Source organism: Paenibacillus sp. FSL H7-0940, from assembly GCF_037979415.1.
In the GTDB taxonomy this organism is placed as follows: Bacteria; Bacillota; Bacilli; order Paenibacillales; family Paenibacillaceae; genus Paenibacillus; species Paenibacillus amylolyticus.
The window spans coordinates 721,826-739,671 of sequence record NZ_CP150280.1 but is presented as its reverse complement, the minus strand read 5'-3'; the positions used below and the strand labels follow the sequence as shown (position 1 = coordinate 739,671).

10 protein-coding genes are annotated in these 17,846 nt (G+C 49.6%); 2 read left to right on the top strand and 8 right to left on the bottom strand.

The genetic code is table 11. The features are described from left to right. Positions 1–34: 34 nt before the first annotated feature. The 3 genes from MHB71_RS03060 to MHB71_RS03050 all read right to left on the bottom strand — a co-directional run bounded on the left by MHB71_RS03060 (position 35) and on the right by MHB71_RS03050 (position 1,259). On the bottom strand, positions 35–478 hold the full coding sequence (locus tag MHB71_RS03060; RefSeq protein ID WP_017687237.1) for a GatB/YqeY domain-containing protein: 444 nt from the start codon (positions 476–478) through the stop codon (positions 35–37). 15 nt (positions 479–493) lie between these two features. Next, positions 494–667: a 30S ribosomal protein S21 gene (gene rpsU / locus MHB71_RS03055; protein ID WP_005547957.1), complete on the bottom strand. Its 174-nt coding sequence runs from the start codon at positions 665–667 to the stop codon at positions 494–496. Positions 668–899: 232 nt separating this feature from the next. Then, positions 900–1,259, bottom strand: a complete 360-nt coding sequence (locus MHB71_RS03050; RefSeq protein ID WP_024628477.1) for a histidine triad nucleotide-binding protein — start codon at positions 1,257–1,259, stop codon at positions 900–902. A gap of 247 nt (positions 1,260–1,506) precedes the next feature. On the opposite strand from MHB71_RS03050, the gene MHB71_RS03045 reads away from it, so the two are divergent. Beyond that, a complete protein-coding gene (locus MHB71_RS03045; protein WP_340028827.1) occupies positions 1,507–2,430 on the top strand; it encodes a cysteine synthase family protein in 924 nt (307 codons plus the stop codon). A 1-nt stretch (position 2,431) separates the two neighbouring features. Beyond that, positions 2,432–3,565 (top strand): bifunctional cystathionine gamma-lyase/homocysteine desulfhydrase, encoded by a 1,134-nt coding sequence (locus MHB71_RS03040; RefSeq protein WP_340028826.1) that lies wholly within the window; start codon positions 2,432–2,434, stop codon positions 3,563–3,565. Positions 3,566–4,334: 769 nt separating this feature from the next. On the opposite strand, the gene MHB71_RS03035 is transcribed toward MHB71_RS03040, so the two are convergent. The 5 genes from MHB71_RS03035 to addB all read right to left on the bottom strand — a co-directional run bounded on the left by MHB71_RS03035 (position 4,335) and on the right by addB (position 17,698). Then, complete coding sequence (locus tag MHB71_RS03035) at positions 4,335–4,679, bottom strand: hypothetical protein (RefSeq protein ID WP_036674796.1); 345 nt, start codon at positions 4,677–4,679, stop codon at positions 4,335–4,337. Positions 4,680–5,107: 428 nt separating this feature from the next. After that, positions 5,108–8,530: an SMC family ATPase gene (locus MHB71_RS03030; RefSeq protein ID WP_340028825.1), complete on the bottom strand. Its 3,423-nt coding sequence runs from the start codon at positions 8,528–8,530 to the stop codon at positions 5,108–5,110. Next, on the bottom strand, positions 8,527–9,711 hold the full coding sequence (locus tag MHB71_RS03025) for an exonuclease SbcCD subunit D (RefSeq protein WP_036672068.1): 1,185 nt from the start codon (positions 9,709–9,711) through the stop codon (positions 8,527–8,529). Before MHB71_RS03025 ends, MHB71_RS03030 begins: the two co-directional genes overlap by 4 nt. Before the next feature lie 59 nt (positions 9,712–9,770). After that, positions 9,771–14,198 (bottom strand): helicase-exonuclease AddAB subunit AddA, encoded by a 4,428-nt coding sequence (addA, locus tag MHB71_RS03020; protein WP_340028824.1) that lies wholly within the window; start codon positions 14,196–14,198, stop codon positions 9,771–9,773. After that, a complete protein-coding gene (gene addB, locus MHB71_RS03015) occupies positions 14,195–17,698 on the bottom strand; it encodes a helicase-exonuclease AddAB subunit AddB (protein WP_340028823.1) in 3,504 nt (1,167 codons plus the stop codon). Before addB ends, addA begins: the two co-directional genes overlap by 4 nt. Positions 17,699–17,846 lie beyond the last annotated feature (148 nt).

Below are 17,846 nucleotides of genomic sequence, written 5' to 3'. Positions count from 1 at the left end.
TCCTGACAAGTCAGAAGGTGTTTATTGATTTGCTTTATTGCAGAAATTGTTGAACTGCTTGATTTACCAGTTTGCCGTCCGCTTTGCCTTTAACTTTCGGCATAAGGGCCGCCATGACTTTCCCCATCTCGGCTTTCGAAGAAGCACCGGTTTCCTGGATGGTCTGCTGTACAATAACTTTAATTTCTTCTTCGGTAAGCTGTGTGGGAAGGTACTGGATGAGTACTTCAATTTCCGCTTTTGCATTTGCCGCGAGATCTTCACGGCCCGCTTTGTCAAATTCTTGGAGGGCATCTTTGCGCTGTTTGATTTCACGACTCAGGATATCAAGCACTTCGTTGTCATCCAAATCTCTTTTCAAATCTATTTCAAGATTCTTGATCGTCGAACGAATCAACCGAATGTTGGAGAGTCTGAACTTGTCCTTACTCTTCATCGCTTGCTTCATATCTTCGTTCAATCGTTCGCTAAGATTCATGTAATTAAAATCCTCCTAAAACTTTCTCTTACGAGCAGCCTCGGACTTTTTCTTGCGCTTTACGCTTGGCTTCTCATAATGCTTACGTTTCTTCACCTCAGCCAATACGCCATCTTTAGCGATGGAGCGTTTAAAACGACGAAGTGCAGCATCAATAGTCTCGTTTTTGCGAACTTTAGTTTCAGACACCAGTTTTCCCTCCCTCCGACCAGACCGTCCAAGAGCAATAACACGGTTCATCATCTTACATTATAGGCGAAAGATAATAAAGGTGTCAACCTCAATGTAATGATCACTTATTTGAATCCATTTTATAACTCAAAGGTATTATGAAATGAATTCATTATATAAGCATTTGGTCACACATTCGTGGATTTAATGCATATGACTAAATCCTCAATAGTAGTACCCATTAGCTCGTTTATTTGTGAGAATCGGACAGACTTGTTAACACGCCAAGTCTGGTACCACCCAACAAATGGTAATGCAGATGATGAACGGTTTGTTCTCCATCCTTACCACAATTGTTGATTAATCGATATCCTGTTTCCTCCACGCCAAGACGCTTCGCCGCTTCTTGAGCAGCCAGATGAATCTCGCCGATCAATGGCAGATCTTCTGCAGTAACTTCATTCATGGAAGCAATATGTTTCTTCGGAATGACAAGAACATGTGTCGGTGCAGCGGGCTGGATGTCATGAAAAACGATAACATGGTCATTCTCCAGTACTTTATTGGAGGGAATGCTGCCCTCTACAATTTTGCAAAATAAGCAATCCATAGTTCATACCCTCCTTTGTATTCCAGTGTATGTATTCCCCTCTATCATACTAAAAGTAAAAACCCACGTCCAATCTTTAGACACACAACCAGGTATTCTAGGTCAACTCTCCATCTATCATCGAGCCGAACACTATACAACATTGGATGTATACCAAGCTCTTTTATCGAAATATGGTTTTATCACGCACTTTTCCCAATTAAACAAATATGTATGGTTAATGACAGACAAAAGGAGATTGGTTAATTTGACCGTTTATCAACATGTACAGGAACTTATAGGTAATACACCTCTGCTTGAATTAACTCGTTATCCATTACCAGAAGGAATCCGCCTGTTCGCCAAACTGGAATTCATGAATCCCGGAGGAAGTGTGAAAGACCGGATCGGCAAGTTTTTATTGGAGAAGGCCTTGGCACGAGGAGATGTTAAACCAGGTGGAACAGTGATCGAAGCTACTGCAGGCAACACAGGAATTGGTCTTGCAATGGCGGCTGTAGGCCTGAATTTAAAGGTCATTTTCACGGTACCTCAGAAGTTCAGTGTTGAGAAGCAGCAGTTGATGAAAGCCCTTGGTGCTACGGTCGTCAACACACCCACATCCGAAGGAATCACTGGTGCCATACGCAAGTCGGAATCGCTGGCGAAAGAAATACCGGGTTCGTATATTCCAGGTCAGTTCTCCAATGCAGATAACCCACTCGCACATTATGAACATCTGGGCCCTGAGATTTGGCGTGATCTGAACGGGCAGGTGGATGTATATATCGCCGGAGCCGGGTCTGGCGGAACTTTCATGGGAGTATCTCGTTATTTGAAGGAGCAAAACCCGTCAATTAAAACATGTATCGTAGAACCCGAAGGTTCGATTCTCGCAGGAGGTCCATCGGGACCACATCGTACAGAAGGAATAGGGGTTGAAACGTTATCTTCTTTTATGGATGTGAGTTACTTTGATGCCATTCATACGATCTCAGATGAAGATGCCTTTGAGCGGGTCAAGGATCTTGCCTTGTTGGAAGGCTTACTGGTAGGAAGTTCCTCAGGTGCAGCTATGCAAGCCGCATTAAACGAAGCTGTTCACGCAGCTCCCGGAAGTAACATCGTTGTTATTTTCCCGGATAGCAGCGAACGATATTTAAGCCAAAATATCTATAATGGAGGACAATGAAATGAGACCAAAAACCAAGCTGATTCATGCAGGTATTGTTGGTGATCCACACACTGGAGCAGTGAGTGTACCGATCTATCAAGTAAGCACGTATGAGCAAGAATCGGTTGGCGTACACAAAGGATACGAGTATTCACGTACAGGCAACCCTACCCGTCATGCGTTGGAAGAAGTCATTAAAGAGCTGGAGGATGGCGTTCGAGGTTTTGCTTTTAGTTCGGGAATGGCTGCAATTCATGCTGTACTGTCTCTGTTGAAAACTGGAGATCACGTCATTCTGACGGATGACGTATACGGCGGGACTTACCGCATTTTCACCAAGGTGCTGAGTCGTCTGGGGATCGAGTCTACCTTTGTAGATACTACCTCACCACAAGCACTGGAAAAGGCTTTGCAATCCAATACAAAGGCCATTTATGTAGAAACACCTACCAATCCGTTACTCAAGGTCACCGATATTACTGCTGTAGCGAAATGGTCAAAACAACATGAATTGTTATTCATTGTGGACAACACGTTTAGTACGCCTTATTGGCAGACCCCGCTGGCTCTGGGAGCGGATATTGTATTGCATTCTGCAACGAAATACATCGGCGGTCATAGCGATGTCGTGGCAGGACTTGCGGTTGTCAACAGCGAGCAACTTGGTGAAGATCTGCATTTTATTCAAAATGCAATTGGCGCAGTCCTGGGCCCTATGGATTCCTGGCTGTTAATGCGAGGTCTTAAAACATTAGGATTGCGGATGGAAGCGCAAGAGCACAATACAGAGCAGCTTGTGACATTTCTGAATCAGCATCCAACAGTGAGTAAAGTTTATTACCCCGGACTGCCCGACCATCCGCAGCACAAGCTTGCTTCCATGCAAGCGAGAGGATATGGCGGTATGGTTTCCTTTGATGTAGGCAGTGCTGAAAAAGTAGATGACGTGTTAAGCAAAGTCCGTTATTTCACATTGGCTGAAAGTCTAGGCGCGGTGGAAAGTTTAATCTCTGTACCTGCCCGAATGACGCATGCCTCCATTCCTTATGAACGTCGGCAAGAATTGGGGATCACGGATGGTTTGATTCGGATCTCCGTTGGGATCGAGGATGTTGAAGATTTACTTGAGGATTTGAAATCTGCATTAAGTTAAGGGCATTTTGAAGTCCGTGCTGGCTGATACTTGCGAATGGGTAGTTGACCATTTTCTAAGGAACACAGGACGTCTCATTTGGCGTTCAGGCGCTAATTTGAAATTATAAGGAACATCAGGCACGTTATTTCTCGAAATAACTCAAAAAAATGCTTAAAGCGGCTGTTTATTCGGTTTTAACGTGTCTCAGATTCCTTAAAATTCTGCGGGCGCTTCAAAGGCTTGATTAAGATGCCTCAGATTCGTCAGCATTCACATCATGCTTTGCTCCTCCAATCGTGGCAAGAGAACAGCATGGATTCCACCCGAAGCGAAGCTTTTTATCGGGATAGAGAATTAAAGCTTTTCGGTGTCTTGATCGTAAACTTGCACATAGGACGTTCTCGCATATTCAGGATGCAGTAAACCGATTGCTGCTGCGGACGTTCAGGCCAGGTCTGCTTTCAGTAGGTTTAAATACACGTTATGTGCCATCCGTTCATCATCGACCTTACACTAATTAGACTCAAAAAAAGGTCATGCCTTACAGAAGTTCGCTTCTGCACAGGCATGACCTTTTTAGATATTCGGTATGTTGCCAGTTGTATTGCAAAGACTGTTGCGATACATCAGGCTGAGACTCTGTATGTGATAAGACCTCTCTAATTCATGCTGTACGGTACCATGAATGAAACATCCATCCTCAGCTTGTTATTTTCAAGATTTTCATAGGATGCCCATAGGGTACATAAAAATGTGTCACTTGCAGTTATGACTGTTTTTTCTAATTTCAATAGTACGGTAAAAGGGTTAACGCTGTAAGCGCAAATAACGGGAGCACCAGTCGGTTAAAACGTCTACGGCCATAACCATAATACGGATAAGGTGTAGGGTAGCCGTAACCTGGATAAAATCCGCGAGTATGACCTATCGGATAGTTTGCTCCAGGCATTGCATTTGGAGCCCAGTTCGCATGATTCACCATGGCTTCCGGTCCAACGGGAACAGCCAGGTAGATCATTTCGTCATCCACATTTTCCATAATGCCATCGTAGTGCATACCGTCATTCATCTGTACACATACATAACGGTGCATGTGTTCCTTACATATTTTCTTTGCTTCCACTTTTTCCACTTGCCAACGCCTCCCTGATTCAGCTCTTGATCACCTTTTCATGGTATTCAGAACTGGGCGAATTGACACTACTGACGAAAAAACACAAAAAAAGAAGCACCCCGTGAGCGGCTTCCCTTGGAAGTCTGCTGCGCGGACATCTATTCAGGAAACGTCCTGATCAGATGTCCGCCGGGGTACTTAAATAAAGTTTGTCGGCTTAACTGTAGTATAACAGCGGGATGAACCTGTATCTGTGATGTAACTCACTCCGCTATGTTATAAAAGCAAGAAAAGAAATATTTTCACAAAAATAACATTCCGTAATAGTGCGTGTTTAATAGGCACCATTCGTAATCAAAAGCGGACTTTTTGAACAACCTCTAATATTCATTTTGCTTGGACTATTAGAGGCGCTTCTATGATCTATATTGCTTACACATTGCCCTCTACAGAGTCTCCAAGACCACACGTGAGCCGTTTCCGGCCTCACCTGCCGGAATCACCACAAGTTTGCGCGGCAAGCGTGCACGCAGTTCAGGCACGTGACTGATGACACCAACAGCCAATCGATCGTCATGCAATTTTTCCAGAGACGTAATGACGGTATCCAACAGTTCAGGGTCAAGGGTACCAAACCCTTCATCCAGGAAGAAGAATTGAAGTGGGTACTGACCTCGCAGCTGAATCTGGGCCGACAGTGCCAAGGCCAGTGACAACGAAGTCAAAAACGTCTCGCCACCTGACAACGTTGATACCGGTCGTTTGACACCCCCGTTGGCATCATCACAGATTACAAAACCACCACCGGAATCCACCTCCAGTGAATAACGTTGTTTGGTCAGGAAACGCAGACGCTGAGATGCCGCATGACTAACTTGCATCAGTTGTTCTTCGGCAATATACTCGACAAAAGCATTGCCTCTGAACGCGGATTGCAATTTGCTGAGCAGCTCACCTTGACGGCTTACCTCCACCCGCTTGTTCTCCAGTTCGGTCCAGCGAACATGTCGCTGCTCCACATCCTCCAGATCACGTTCTGCACGTGCTTTGGCACGAAGGGCAGCCTCGTCCTCAATTCGGACCTGCTGCAAACGTTCGGTGCAGGCTAACCACTGTTCCTCTGTTACGACAGCACCACCCAGCTTTTGTTCCAATTCACGCAACTGGGATGCCAGTTCACGCTCACGTTCACGGTGCTGCTGGATCTCTCCTGCCAGGCGCTCGGCTTCGTGGGAAGGAATTGCCGCAGACACAACAGCATCATCCGAATCAAACGGGGATTGTTCCAGCAATTGCTTCCACCGTTCCTGTGCCTGTTGCAGATGTTCTGTTGCCGAGGCGGCTGCCTGCTGAGCCATAACGTCTCTCTTCGCCGAATCCTGCTTCAGCGTGTCCGCCTCTTTGAAGCGTTGTGCCGAGTCCGAAGCTGTTTTCCGCAGTCCATCCAGACGAGCCTGAGCCGCAGCAATCAGATCTTCTACCCGTTGCTCCCCAACCCACTGGCGCAAGCGTTCTTCCTTCTCGGCCAGCTGTTTGCTATTGCCCTGCCACTCCGTTTGCCACTGAATCAGTTGTTTGTCCAATTCCACCAGCTGCTGCTGGAGAGATTGAATGATCTGGTCTTTTTCCTCAAGGAACGTCACGCTTTTGTTCAGACGTTCCTTGATGTCTTCGGCGCGCGCATCGCGCTCCTGCATCGCCTGATAGAGGGCCTTGGCCTCCTCCTGAGCGATGCCCGGTAGTTCCGCGGCCCAGCGGCTCTGCAAAGTAGCCGCTGCGGCCTCGCTCTCGGCCAGCTTGCGCTCCGCCTGAGTGAGCCCGGCACGGCCGGCCTCTTGCGCAGCTGCCGCTTCCATGCGGCGCTGCTGCGCGCCCACAGCCGCCTGCTGCAACGCGGCGGCTTCGGCCTGGAGCGGCGCTGCTGCGGTAGCCAGCGCCTGCGCGGCTTCGCGCAGCGCAGCGGCACGCGATGCCCAGCCTGCCGGGGAGCGCCCGTGTTCGGGCGACCCGGCGGGCTCGGGCTCCGCTGCCGCAGGCGCGGCCTCGGCTGCGGCCGGAGCTTCGCCGGCCGCAGCGCCAAGCTGCGTCAGCAGGCTGCGACGTTCGTGCAGGCTGCTGGCGCAGCCCAAAGCGCAGGCTCCTGCAGGCTCCGCGTGCAGGCTGCGCAGCAGTTCCAGGTCCGCGTCGCCTGCGTGCGGACCTTCTCCCGGCGGCGCAGCCGGGAGCGGGTGATGCGGCGAGCCGCACACCGGGCATGGCTCGCCGTCACGCAGCTCGGCGCGCAAGGCGGAGGACAGCCGGTGCAGCTCCTGCTCGCGCATCGTGCCACGCAGCCGTTCCTCCGCAAGGGCCAGCAGGCTTTGTTCGCGGCTAATATCCTGCTCACAGGCAAGCAAGGCCTCAAGACCTGCTGACGCCTGTTCTACCAGATGCTGACGCTGATCACTCAGGCGTTTTTCTTCCTCAGCCGCCGCCTTCAGCTTGTCGGCTCCCTGTTCTGCCGATTGCTTATAGGCTTGCATGTCAGCCTTATTTTGCTGCAACTGCTCCGCGGCAGTATCCACACGATGTTTCAGTTCTAGCGCAGCTTGAAGTTGCCTGCGTTCCTCTGACTTCACTTCATTTGGCTTGAGGCTCTCCTGTAGTTCCTCTCGCCGTTTGCGTCCGCGCTGTTGCAGTTCCTTTTCTTTCTCAAGCTGCTGTCCCAGCGTAGTTTGTTCGCTCTGCCCCTGTTCCAGCAACTGCGCGAGGCGCGAGCAATCGGCTTGAAGTCCGTCCCGTTCACGTTGCAGCTCTTTCGCTTGTTCGAGTTGCTCCAGGCGCAACAGAAGTTTCGGTTCTTCCTCAGTCATTTGCTTGCGTGCCGTCTCAGCCTTCTCCGCTTCCTGAACAGCCAGACGCTCATGTTCCAGTGCTTGCTGATGAGCTGTCTCGGCAGTATCCTGCCGCTGCTTCTGTGTAGCCATGGCATCTCGAACCGTCTGCAATGCAGGCAGTATTGCATCTGCCGCAACGGATTGTTTCAGCCGCTGTTCGCCTGCCTCTATCTGTGGTTCCAGTGCTTTCAGCTTCTGCTGTTCATCCGTCCGGGCCTGCCGTTCGTTACTTAACTCACGGATTTTACCGAGTTGTTCAGCTTCCTTTGCAGCTACATCCAGCGCTTTGCGGGACAATTCAGACTGCTGAACAGCGGTTTGAAGAAGCCGTTTCGTTTCTTCCAACGTCTCCTTACTGGCATTGCCCAGTCCCTGTTGCTCGGCAGCAAGAGATTGGTGAACCATATCATTATCCTTGACCCGCCGACTTAATTTGATGGCCAACTGGTCCCCATACTTCTCCAGATGGAATAATCGTTGCAGCATCTGGCGACGTTCACTGCCTTTGAGTGACAAAAACTCGGCAAACTTTCCTTGCGGAAGCACCACTGCCCGTGTAAAATCATCCATCTTCAAACCGATCACATCTTCAACACAGCGATTCACATCTGCCAATTTGTCGGCAAGTACCTGTTCTTCGCCATTAACCGTCTCTATGAATTTGCTGATCGTATTACTCACCGAAACTTCATTATTTCGTTTGAAACGTCGCTCTACCCGGAACCTTCGAGTGCCTTCCGCCGACATCAGTTCAAATGTAAAAGCAACCGACAACGAATCCTCTGCATGATTCATAATGCCTTGTGTCCCGTTCACCGCGCGTTCCACTTTTCCGTACATGGCGAGTGTGATGGCATCGAGCAAAGAAGATTTACCACTACCCGTTGGACCGAAAATACCGAATAGTCCCGTCTCCGTCAGCACGGTAAAATCAATCTCCTGCATCTCTCGATAACTTTGCAGTCCGGCAACTTTTAATAAAATCGGCTTCATCTTTCCTCGACCTCCTCACGCGCACCCGGCTCGTCTTCATCCACAAGTTCCAGGAAAAGCTGTACCAGGCTGTCTTCCGGTTGTGCACCACCGGTCTGACGCTGATAAAATTTACGGAACAGTTCGTGGACCGGCAGCTCGGATCGTTGTTCCAAAAGTCCTGCTGCAGCCATCTCGGGATACACCGGGCGAATATGGATGATACCTTCATGTGATTTTCGCAGCTGCTGAATCTCCTTCAGGGACATCGCCTCGTCCAGCCACACTTCCATGTCGATAAAAGCCTGCGGATCACGTCCCTCATCCAGCCAGCGATATACTTCTGCCAGACCACCACGCGCCTGCCAACGCACAAGCGGACGCCCGGAGGTTAACAAAACTTCTTCTACCTGTGCTGCTCCACCCGGCGCCAGATCAACCATCGTGACAGACTTGCTCTGCCCTGCTTCCGAGAAGCTGTAGGCGAGAGGAGAACCGCTATATCGAATCACACCGTCTCCTTTGACAGCCTGTGCACGATGAAGATGCCCAAGCGCCGTGTATTGCGCACCAGTCGCTAGAGATGAAGGGTCCACCGTGTAGGCCCCACCGATCTGAATCGGACGTTCCGAATCACTCTCAAGTCCGCCGAGCACATAGATATGACTCATGGCCAAGTTCACGGTATCCGGGCGAAAAGAAGCTGCCAGACGCTGCATTAACATGCCCACCCGGTGACTGTATGCCTGACGAAGCACATTTTCGTCCCCATCTGTTGTCAGCAGTTCATTCAATCTGGCTTCAGAAGGATAAGGTAATGCGGCAATCTGTGCAATTTCTCCGGTTCGCTTTGCATGGATAGTCACCGCTTCTGAAGTAGGCATCCCTACGAGTGTAATGCCCTGTCTGTTCACAAGTGGAGTTACAGAAGCTACACGTTCTGGCTGATCATGATTTCCAGCAATCACCACGAGGGGTCTTCCATGCTCCGTCAGACGCGCTGCCGCTTCATAAAAAAGCTGTTCCGCCGCTGCGGGAGGATTCACCGAATCATACACATCTCCGGCCATCAATATGGCATCCGCCTGCTGCTCATCAGCTACCCTGACGAGTTCATCAACGAAATCTTCCTGTTCACGCAGTCGGCTTCGTCCTTCCAGCGTTTTTCCCAAATGCCAGTCCCCTGTATGCAAAATACGCATTGTCCGTTCCACCCCTCTCCCATATGAAATCCATGGTTTTAAATTCCGATCCAGTTCTTTTACAATTCCACTGCATGTCCACCATCAAAAAAGTACAGCCATTTCCGGTCAACTTTCCGACCCAATATATCTTCAATGGCCCGGCCATACAGATCTAGCTGGAAGCGATAATTTTTGGTAAGTTCATCCAAACCACCACGATGCTCCAATACCCGATCCGTCTTGTAATCAAGCAAGACAAGCTCGCCGTCCACCTCATACAGACAATCGATAATCCCCTGTACAAGCACGGTTTCATTTTCAATCGTTGCCTGCATTTTGCTATCTTCATTTAACATCTGTATATCTGAGTTCGCCGCCCGTTCATGTAGCCATTCCACAGGAGACTGATGTGCCGGAAGTCCATACACAAACGGAATTTCCCGTTTCACCCACGTTGCACGCAATAATTCTTTTCCTGGTTCTGTATTGAAAAATCCGGCCAGTTCTTCAGGTTCGATAGCCGCAGCATGATGGGGCAGCAAAATCTGAAGCTTAATCAACCGCTCAATCGTCTGTTCAATAAGCTGTGAATCAACGGATGATCCATCTATAGGAAGATGCTGCATCAATGTATGATACACGTTCCCCCGTTCTGCCCCTGTCAGCTGCGTTGCCTCCATGAATTTCGGACGACGCAGGTGCAGTTTGAAAGACGTACCCGCAGATCCCGCATCCGAAACGTTCACCGTACCGTTTGAATCTGACCCTGATCCAGTCTCACGCTCGTTAGATTCATCGGATACGCAACGTAGTACATGGCCTGCTTCATCTTTGGTGTAATTGATTCCTGGGGTGTTATAATCCAATAATTTCTCGGACTGCTCTCCCAGTTCCTCCATCACCTCTACGGACTGGATGTCCTGCATCGCAAGTAACGTTTTCAACTCCGTGACAGATGTACTGGCTGCTACTTGAGTTGCTGTTTCATAGGGATAAGTCCACGAAAGCCGTTGATCAACCTCGTTGATCAGCTGTGTCTCCTCTTGTTGAAGAGCTACTGTAGCTAAACCTTTATCTCCAATGTTTTGGTTAGCCGTATCTTGTGCACTCTTCGTCAGCTCTTCTACAGTTGAGGGTGTAACCAACTTCACAGGCTGAATGGCTTTTAGCGCAGCAATTCGTTCTTTACGTACCGCAGTCATCCCGTCTTCTTCTCCGAGTGTCTGATCTACCACATGGTCACGGGATACCTGATCGGCGGAAATAATAGAAATCGCCCAGCGTGATTGATCATCTGCAAGACAAGCTGAGAACGAATCATTGCTTCCGGCAAGTTCACGGAGCACACCCGCATCTGGATGTCTCATCAGGGATGGCCCAATCCAGTCCAGGTAACTCCGTCCAGCAGCAAGCAGATAATCTGGCAATGCCAGTTCAGGGCTGTCTTTGACCTGAGACCACGCCAGCGCTTTTTTCGCGGCATCTTTTACAGTACCTAGCAAAATCATTTTCTCTTTTGGACGGGTCAACGCAACATACAGCACACGCATCTCTTCAGCAAGCAGTTCAAATTGCGCACGACGACGAATCGCCAGATTGGCTAATGTAGGATAGGCAACCCGATTCTCACGATCCACAAACCTCGGACCAAATCCCAATTCCTTATGCATTAGAAACGGTGCGTTCAAGTCTTGCTGATTAAACATCTTGGATATGCCACCGACAAAGACAATTGGAAACTCCAAACCCTTACTCCGGTGAATCGTCATGATACGTACGGCGTTGTCCTGCTCACCAGAACTACTTGCTACAGTTCCGAGGTCTCCCCCGTTTTCCCGCAGTCTGGAAACATAGGTCAGGAAACGGAACAAGCCGCGATTCGCAGTTGATTCCTCATATTGTCGTGCGCGATCGTACAATGCCTTAAGATTACTTTGACGTTGCAGTCCTCCTGGAAGACCACCAACCCAGTCCAAATAACCGGTTTCCCGATACATACGCCAGATCAGTTCACTTAGACTACCTTGTCTTGCCTCAAGTCTCCACTGCTGCAATTGACGCATAAAACGAATTAACTTCTGCTGCAACTCCGAGCCTGAGATCTCCGTTATACCCAAATCCTCACTTGCATGTCCCGCAACACCAGCATCTTGCATTCCATCTGTATGCAATGTATGCACATCGGATTCATAGACATCATCCAGGATCTCTGCCTCGACTGAAGCTGCTGTCTCCCGCTGTCCCAGTTCCATCTCTGCCCAGGCTTCCGGCCACTGCAACTGGACCATATTGGAATCAGGATGATTATCCTGCCGGGATTGTTGTACAGCATTAGTGGAGGAATCACTCCAATCTCCCGCAGCCGATATAACCGCATCATAGAATGATTGTCTTTTGTCACCAAGCCGAATCTGTGCCAGTTCCTCTTCATCCAGTCCGACAATCGGGGAACGAAGCACGGAAGCAAGCGGAATATCCTGCCTTGGATTATCAACAAGCTGAAGCAGAGACATCATGATTTCCACTTCTGTAGCCTGAAAATAGCCCTTGCTCTGTTCTCCTCCAGCAGGAATTCCCTGCTGTCTGAACTCCTCAATCATGAGCGGAGCCCACATCAAGGTCGAACGCAGCAAGATGACCATGTCACCGTAACGTGCCGGGCGCATCGTTTGCAGGGCTTTGTCATATACATTGAGGGCAGGTTTGTCCGTATCCCCAACCATCTCCCGAATACGCCTTGCGATTGCCCTCGCTTCCAACTGGGCTGTTTCAAGTTCGGCACTCTCCAGTTCTGCGGAGACCGATGCATCCCCATTCTCATCCGTACTCTCTGTCAGATCAGGACCACCACCCTGACGATCGATCAGCATGAGTTCAGGTGTATACGCCTCATCACCAAGTGTTTCTGACGGGAACGTAGCCCCATATGCCAGTTGAGCTCGTTCATCGTAAGCAATCTCTGCCACACCTTCGTTCATGAGTTGCCGGAATATCATATTGACTGAATGCACGACTTCTGCTCGACTACGGAAATTACGCGCAAGATCAATACGTTGACCGGTTCGATTCAGACGATCTTCCACCATTCCGTCCTCACGTGTGCTCGCTCCATACTGGCGATACTTGTTCATAAATAGACCCGGCTCAGCCAACCGGAAACGGTAGATACTCTGTTTGACATCACCGACCATGAATCGGTTACCCGGGTTTTCTCTGGAGATCAGTTTCACGATATCTTCCTGAACCGTATTGGTATCCTGATATTCATCAAGCAACACTTCATCGAATCGCGAACGGTACTCCATAGCCGCATCGGAAGGCATCGACAGTTCAGGCGTTGAATCCTCATGTCGCAAAATGTGAAGACAGTAATGCTCCAGATCACTGAAGTCAACTTGCCCACGTTCCTGTTTGGCCTGTCGATAACGTTCTCCAAATGTACTAACCAACCTCGACAACTCCTGCATGAGTGGTGCCGTTTGCTCCAACTCCTGCCAGAACGCAAACGCACTTCTTCCGAACAATGAACCTTTCAGGTCGGTAACTGCCTTTTTCGCGGCCTCACGGAGTTCCTTCACCTGATCCTGTAAAGCCGGGTCCGTCTGATCTTTTTTGCAGGGTTTCAGTTTGCCAAATGTAGCGGGTTGAAACACTTCAGGCAACCTTTCCCATGGCATAACCTCGGCCGCAGACAGCAGCTCTTCTACCATCACCAGGTCTTCTTTTAACGTTTCTGCATAAGGTGCCGGACCTTCAGGCTGCATGGAAATATGGATGCCTTGACGAAGCAGTCCTGCTGCACCACTTAAAGCAAGAGCCGCATCACGCAAAATACTCTGAACCCATGCTGAATGTCCAAGTGCCTCTACACTTTCCACCCGAAAAGCAGATGCCATCTCTGAGAGCCAATGATCCGGCCAGGAATGACTGCGGGAGAAATCATACAAACGTTGCACCAGTCGATGCATCGCATCATCGTTTCGTTCTCCACTGAACCAGTCCACTAATTCGCGGAATGTACTACCTTCATCTTCTTCGCCATACTTTTCCTCAAATAGTTCTTCAAGCAGTTCCTGCCGCATGATTTCCGCTTCATTTTCATTCAGGATACGAAAAGCCGGGTTCAACGGAATTTGCTGATAATAACGGCGAATGACTTCCATACAGAATGAATGCAACGTTGTAATAGATGCCCGTCCAAGCAGCGACAGCTGCTTACGCAGATGCTCTTCTCCAGGCTGTTCTTCCAGCGCACGTTCCAACGCTTCCCGAATCCGTTGTTTCATCTCGGCGGCGGCCGCTTTGGTAAACGTAGCTACAAGTAAACGATCCACACTGAATCCTTGGGAGGGATCTGCGATCTTGCGAATAATTCGTTCAACCAGTACGGCTGTCTTGCCTGATCCCGCCGCTGCGGCAACCAGAATATCTTCTCCGCTTTCCGAGATGGCACTCCACTGGTCATCACTCCAGAAGCTACCCTCCGGTTTTGGCATATTCGTCATGATGTTTCCCCTCCCTTGGTGTGAGATAACATATCCCAGATTTGCTGTTTGCCCGGTTTGGACAACAGGTTGTATTCATTTCCTTCTATATTCTCATCAAACTGACAAACAGGCTTATACGGACAGAACGTACACGCCACTTCCTGCTGAATACGATAAGGCTCAATGGCCACATCCCCATCCGTAATTCGGGTACCAATCTCACGGATATTACTGCGAACCGAAGCAAGCAGCGTATCCCATTGCTCTGGCGTAGCTACAGCGGCGCTGCTATAAAAGCTTCCGTCCGCCTTAAGGGCAACTGGAATAATTGCTGAATACCCCTTATCCAGGGTGTTGTCCATTTGAGCGATTGCGTCCCGATCCGCCAGCAGCAAACCCTTCATTTTGAACCGTTTCAGCAATTCTTGTCCTGCCTGCTCTGATGTCATGCCGTTTGCGGATTGCAACAGCGGGTTATGCACATGGAAATACAACGTTCCTCCCGGCATCGCCGTTTCCCCAAGCCATTCTTCGGCAGCACTAAGCAGCACCTCCAGATAGGTGAGCATCTGCAATGACAGACCATAGTACACTTCATGTAACTTGAGGTCCGTCTGGCTTGATTTATAGTCAATGACACGTAAGAGCAGACCATTCTCTCCTTCTGCCACATCCACACGGTCAATCCGACCCACGATCTCCATCACACAGCCGTTCTCCAGTTCAAAACGTAATGGCGGCAGTGTTTTATCCGGTCCAAAATCAAGCTCCAGCCCAATCGGTTCAAAACTTCCACGTCTGGACTGTTCACCTAGAATAACGGATGCCCGGCTAACAATGTCCTTCAATTTGCGGAAAATATAACCGTATCGCTTGGTGCTTAGCAAAATCTCCCCTTGCAGCTGTGGTGCAATCTGCTCCACCGTTTGCTCGGCTTCCTGACGGCATTGGTCTGGAGTCAAACTGCCCCAACTACGATTTTCTTCACGCAACCGCATAGCCAGCTGGCTTAGTGCAGCATGAAACAGCTGTCCGATATCAGGAGCCTGAAGGCGGTACAATTGCCGTTCTTTGAGGCGTAGCCCGTGCGAAGCAAAATGGGAGAACGGACAAGCAACGAACCGCTCCATTCGCGAGACACTCGTCCTCACCTCTGTACCATACAGTCTGCGACTGGTAGCTGTACGTAGTGGTAATGCCCGATTACGATAAAAGATCGATCCCATCAACCGCTCCAGCTGAGGTCTGCTTGTCTCCCGAGATACATGCCAATTGTAGACCGCCCACCACATTTCAGGGATGTCTTCTCCGCGGCGCCATCTGCGCAATTGTCCAATGAGCGTAGACAGACTCTGTCCTGGATGGGTGACATAGGACCAATGTGCTTCTTCCGAGTTCGCAACCGGCGGTTGAGCGAGCAATGGCTGTTCTTGTAGACCAAACATTTTCCGTACATGGCGGACAATCTCGGAAGGAAGCAGTGTTTTCCCCTCATCATCAGCAACAGGGTAACTCAGCCATAACTGGCTGCTTGCCGCTGTAAGTGCCGTATAGATCAGAAAACGTTCATCCAGCATCTGCCTTGTTGCACCTGGTCCAAGCGCCACGCCTCTTTCCGTCAGTAACGCTCTCTCCAGTTCCGTTAATACGCCATCATCCTGAGGTACGGCAGGTAATTCACCATCAACCGCGCCAAGGATAAATACGTATTTGATGTCCTGAAGTCGTGTACGGTCCATAGAACCAACCAATACCTGATCAAGTGCTGGTGGTACCAGACCCAGCTTCAGTTCCGTCAATCCGGTCTCAATCATCCCGGCAAACAGCGTGATATCCAGCCGTTCATTCCCCATCATATCGACCATCTGATCCAATAAATCCAGCACAGCTCCCCACATCTGCCGATGTTCTCTCGACCGTTCGGGGTCACCTTGTGCCTTAGCTTCAGCAGACATGTTCTCCAGCTTCCATGGGATTTCAGCATCTTCCAGCAATCTGTATAGTGCCTCGCACTGGGCTTTGGCTGTCTTTGCCTTTTTCATTCGTTTCTCAAAAACACCCAAAGAATCTGTAATGACCGTTCGGCAGCTCTCCATTAAAGAAAGCATCTGGTCCCGTCCTCGACTACGGCCATCCTGACCGTTGTCTTCCAGCGACAGGCTTGGTACATACTTCCACGGTTTGCCGTCAGTCCAGCGATACCCGTGAATACCACAAGCCAGTACATAATTCTCAAGCTGGTCCATATCTTCACGAGTGATAGAACCATCACGCGGAAGCAACAGATCCGTTTTGACACAGCGAAATACATCCTCGTAACGCCAGTGGCGCCGAACAATATCCAGTGCGGAACGGATAAACTCGGACAATGGATGATGAAGTTCATTTCTTCTGCGGTCCAGAAAGACGGGTACGCCATAATCCCTGAATAGAGGTTCAGCTATATCAGCGTAGGTATCCAACTGCCGGACAAGTACTGCCATATCCCGGTAACGCGCACCTTCGTTTTGTGCCAGGCGCCGTATCTCACGCAGTGCCCCCTCCATCTCAGCTCGTCGGTTCTCCGCTGCAACCAGTCGGATTCCGGAATCAAGGCCTTCACTTTTCCAACGAATTCGCCGGTCGAAACCAGCCTCCAGATGAGCAAGTCCCGGACGATCCTTGTATCTCGGTGGAATCTCCGAATCTAGCACGGTTATATCGCTCGGTACACCCAGTTCTTCAGCCATCCCTTTGAGACGCGCATAGGCACTTGCCGTGGGATAAAACAGTTCCAGTTCTCCAGGCAGTGCGCCGTGATCATAAGGATGATCCAATGTCAGGGCAATCGTCACGGAAGAGGACTGCAACATCAGCCTACCGATCACACTCATCTCCTGTGGTGTGAATCCCTGAAAACCATCAATCCAGATCTGGGCATCCTGCAGCAATGCACTTTCCGACAAACGATCTGTCAGCTCGGTCAACGTGTCTTCATCATCAATATATAAATTGGTCAGTTCCTGTTCATAGTCACGATATATCAGATTCAAGTCATGCAACTTGTCCTCCAGAATTGGCGAAGTGGATGAGCTATTCCCTCCAGACAGCCCGTCTTCCAGCAATGATGGATCAACTTCATAACGTTTAAATTCACTATATAAGTCATTTAATTCGCCTATAAAACCCAGCTGGCTGCCGGATGCACCAAACAGCTTCAATTCTTCCTTACGGCGCTGGATTACTTTATAGAGCAGCATCTTTTTGCCTTCGGCTCCGATCGGAATACGACCAGAACCACCTGCTTCCTGCATTACACGATAGGCTAAACGGCGAAAGCCGAGCACTTCTGCACGCATGGTACCTTTAATTGCTCCAGAAGACACCAATGCCTGCTCTGTTCGAAAAGAACTCTGTTCGGGAACGAGCAAAATCAAAGGTGTGCCTTGTGGTTCTTGTTGAAGCAGGGATGTAATTTCCCGGGTAATCAGCGAGCTTTTGCCGCTGCCTGCCCGGCCAATAACAAAACGAACGGACATGTCTAATCCTCCAAACCACACGTACAAGATTTTAATTCCCAGTATAACATATCTGACTTGGTTCGGAACATACGTTTGCCACTATCCGGTAAAACCGGAGATCATCTCCGTTAACACAGCAAAACAGCAAAAAGCCCGCAGCTATCAC